4 protein-coding genes are annotated in these 3,202 nt (G+C 42.2%); all 4 read left to right on the forward strand.

From position 1 onward, the window contains the following. On the forward strand, nt 1-693 hold a 693-nt coding region (locus HZA10_05145; GenBank protein ID MBI5195685.1), incomplete at its 5' end, for a pyruvate, phosphate dikinase. Between the two features lie 291 nt (nt 694-984). After that, nucleotides 985-1,233, forward strand: coding sequence for a hypothetical protein (locus HZA10_05150; GenBank protein ID MBI5195686.1), 249 nt, complete (start codon nt 985-987; stop codon nt 1,231-1,233). Beyond that, entirely contained in the window at nt 1,230-1,646 is a 417-nt protein-coding gene (locus tag HZA10_05155) for a PIN domain-containing protein (protein ID MBI5195687.1), read from the forward strand. The genes HZA10_05150 and HZA10_05155 overlap by 4 nt, the downstream gene beginning before the upstream one ends. A gap of 27 nt (nt 1,647-1,673) precedes the next feature. After that, a partial coding sequence (locus HZA10_05160) for an AAA family ATPase (protein ID MBI5195688.1) occupies nt 1,674-3,202 on the forward strand: 1,529 nt, incomplete at its 3' end.

The following is a 3,202-nucleotide window of genomic DNA, read 5'->3' on the forward strand; positions in this document are numbered from 1 at the left end:
ACAAATCCAATGCTTGGGCACAGGGGCTGCCGTCTCTGCATTACATACCCGGAAATCCTTGAGATGCAGGTCAGGGCGATTATTGAAGCTGCGTGCGAATGCGTAAAAGAAGGTGTTAAGGTGCACCCTGAAATAATGCATCCGCTTGTCATAGACGGCAAAGAGTTAAAGATACTTGAAACAAAGACGCGGGAGGTTGCAGAAAGGGTTATAAAGGAGCAAGGTGTAAAACTAAAATATCTTGTCGGCACAATGATTGAGGTGCCGAGGGCGGCCTTGCTCGCAGATAAGATAGCAGAGGTCGCAGAATTTTTCTCATTTGGCACAAACGACCTTACCCAGATGACCCTTGGCATGTCAAGGGACGATGCAGGAAGATTTTTGCCTGACTATGTTGATGAGAAAAAGGCAGGCATCTTGAAAAACGACCCGTTCCAATCCCTTGACCAGGATGGCGTGGGCGCACTCATAAAGATTGCCATTGAGAAAGGCAGAAAAACAAGAAAAGATTTGAAGATAGGAATATGCGGTGAGCACGGCGGAGATCCGGCCACAGTAGAATTCTGCCACAGGAACGGATTTAGCTATGTTTCTTGTTCACCTTTCAGGGTGCCGATAGCGAGGCTTGCGGCTGCGCATGCGGTATTGAAAGATACCGGTAGTAATGGTTTAAAGAAAAAAGCCAGAAGATAGTGTTACCGGTTTTCATTCCTTTATTTTCCCATATATACCCTATCCATCACTGGTCTAAATTGTCAACATCCACCATATATAGTGGTATTAGAGAATGAAATGCCCACCTTATTGTATTTTCTTCTTTACAAACAATTTAAACTCTGATAGGATTTTTCTCAAGAAACAATTTTAAGAAACTCTATTTAAAACAGCGATAATTTTATTGGATAGAAACTACCAAATAAGAAAATTTTATCTTGATTTGTGCCGTATACTAAAATAAAATATATACGGCAAGGAGATGTTGATATGGGAACAAAATTGACATTGCTGATGGATGAAAAATTAATTAAGACTGCAAAAAAAGCGGCTGGTTTGAGAAAGACAAGTCTTTCTAAAATGGTCTCCGATTATTTTAAATTTATTTTGGCACAGCAAAAAAAAGAATTTATAGAGTCGCCTATTTTGTCGGAGATAACGGGAATCCTCCCTACAAAGGTTGATAATAAAAAGCTGCTCTCGGATTATAAGAGGCATATAGAGAGGAAGTATATTTGAAAACTGTCCTCTGCGATATCAATTTTATCCTTGATATTTTTCTTAAACGGGAGCCTTTTTATTCTTCCGCCGCCGTAGTGTTCAAAAAAATTGAAGAGGGCGCATTGAAGGGTTATCTCTGCGCATTAAGTTTCCCGACGCTTTTTTATCTGTTGTCAAAAGAATTGAACAGAAATAAGGCAATGAAGGCGTTGGAGAAGCTCAGGATTGTATTCAATGTTGCAGAAGTTGATGAGAAGGTGATAGACCTTTCGCTGGCCTCTGATTTTAAAGATTTTGAGGATGCTGTTCAGTATTATTCGGCTGTTCTTGTAAAGGCTGATTATATTATTACAAGAAACAAAGGCGATTATGCGGATGATAAAGTCTCTGTTTTAACCTCTGAAGAATTTCTTGCGCTGTTTGAAATTTAAGTTTTTAAAGCGATATAACAAAAATTTATGAAAATCAAAAAACTTGAAGCCCACGGCTTTAAATCATTTGTAGACAAGACAAGTCTTGTCTTTCCAAGGGGCGTTACCGGCATTGTCGGGCCAAACGGGTGCGGCAAGAGCAATATTGTTGACGCCATCAGATGGGTGCTTGGAGAGCAGAATGCAAGGCATCTGCGCGGCAAACTTATGGAAGATGTGATATTCAACGGCAGTGAATCAAGAAAGCCCATCGGCATGGCTGAGGTGGTTCTGACGCTTTCCAACGAAGAGGGGATTGCGCCGGCAGAATATGTGAATTTTACCGAGATAGAGATAGCAAGAAGGCTCTACCGCTCCGGTGAAAGCGAATATTACATAAACAAGGTTCAGTGCAGGCTCAAGGATATTGTTGACCTTTTTACGGACACAGGCATCGGAACAAGGGCATACTCAATCATAGAGCAGGGGCAGGTCGGATGGCTTGTGAATGCGAAGCCTGAAGATAGAAGGGCTCTTTTTGAGGAGGCAGCGGGTATCAATAAATTCAAGCACCGTAAGGATGCGGCGCTCCGAAGGCTTGAAGCGACAAAGCAAAACCTTACAAGGGTAAACGATATTATCGGCGAGGTAAAGAGGCAGATGAATTCTCTTAACCGCCAGGCAAAAAAGGCCGAGCGGTATAAAACCATGAGAGAAGAACTCAAGGGGTTTGAGCTGTTTTTGGCGTCTGAAGAATATAAGGCCTTGAAGCAAAAGAGGTCTGAGAACGAAAACAAGCTGGAGACGCTTAAAGACAAGGAGATTGAACTTACAACTGCCATATCACAAAAGGCAGGCAGCCTTGAAGAGGCAAGGGCAAGGTATTTAAAAGAAGAGGCTTCTTTGAAGGCCATAAGGCAAAAGGCATTTGAGATAGACAGCCAAATTAAAGATAGAGAAAAAGAGATTCAACTCGCTGAACTCAGGATAGGGGAACTCAGGAGAAATGAGGAAAGGCTTTTAAAAGAGATAGAGGAACTAAAGGTTCAGCAGGATACTGTAAGGCAGGAGACTCTCTGGCTGAATGGGCTTTTAAGCGAGATAAATAGCGAGGTGGAGAGCGAAGAGGCAAGGCTTTTAAATGAGGAAAATTCACTGAAAGATATTGAAAGAAAAAGCCAGGAGTCAGAAGTCAGGAGTCAAGAGTTAAGAAAAAGGAAAGATGAAATAGGAAATAAAGCAGCCCAAATCAAAAATAATATTGCGGTGTGCCTGAAAGACGAGGAGAGGCTGAACTTAACAGTTGGCAAGGCTTTGCGGGAAAAAGAGGAATTGGAAAAGAAGGGCCGGGAGTCGGAAGTCAGGAGCCAGACGTTAAAAAGCAAAAAAGAGGAATTGAGCGGGCGGAAGCAGGATATTGTGCGCACGCAGGAATCTGCATCCGAACAGCTCAAGGATTCGGAAGCGAGGCTTGCTCAAAAGGATAGCGAGTTAATCTCTTTCAAAGAAGATTTGAGCCACTCATCTTCCAGACTGCATACGCTTAAGGAATTGGAAAAAAATCTTGAAGGCTTTAA

The organism is Nitrospirota bacterium, from assembly GCA_016212185.1.
Taxonomy (GTDB): Bacteria; Nitrospirota; Thermodesulfovibrionia; order UBA6902; family DSMQ01; genus JACRGX01.

Excerpts from the sequence above, each read along its gene's own strand:
- HZA10_05150 (MBI5195686.1), top strand. The coding sequence starts at position 985 with ATGGGAACAAAATTGACATTGCTGATGGATGAAAAATTAATTAAGACT.